Genomic DNA, 475 nt, shown 5'->3' on the forward strand with positions numbered 1-475 from the left:
TCACCGGTGAGGGCCTTCTTGATGAACTTCGATGCGCCGCCGCCTTCGAAGGCGAAGTCGACGTTGCCCTGGTACGCGACCATCGAGCCCTGCCGGGCCATGAAGGGCTCGCCGAGGCGGACCCGCAGCATCTTCTTGTTCTGGTTGGCGATCGGCGTCGCCTCTTTCTCGCTGAACCGTCCGTCGACGAGATCCCCGCTGATGCCGTTGAACCCGTCGCCGGTGGGCTGGGCCTGAACCTGCGGTTGCTGTGGCTGCTGCGGCGGCTGTGGGGAAGCGCTGAGCGGCGCCCTGCCGGCCTGGCCCTGATGAGAGATCTGATCGGTCCAGGATTGTCCGTCCCACCAGCGGTATTCGTAGCGGCCTTCAGGATCGGGCAGCCAGCCGGGTTGCCAGTTTCCGTTCACAGTCAATCCTCGAATCGTCGGGTGGGGGAGAAATCGACACCAGGTTACAAGTCGTGGTGTCCGCCAAG

The 475-nt window shown here is 64.4% G+C and carries 1 protein-coding gene; it reads right to left on the minus strand.

The window, feature by feature from the left end; all coding sequences use genetic code 11:
* Positions 1-407, minus strand: a 407-nt coding sequence (locus RM779_RS33840; RefSeq protein ID WP_394813457.1) for a DUF2510 domain-containing protein, incomplete at its 3' end; no start/stop codon positions are given.
* Positions 408-475: the final 68 nt, after the last annotated feature.

Origin of the sequence: Streptomyces johnsoniae (assembly GCF_031845565.1) — a bacterium.
In the GTDB taxonomy this organism is placed as follows: domain Bacteria; phylum Actinomycetota; class Actinomycetes; order Streptomycetales; family Streptomycetaceae; genus Streptomyces; species Streptomyces johnsoniae.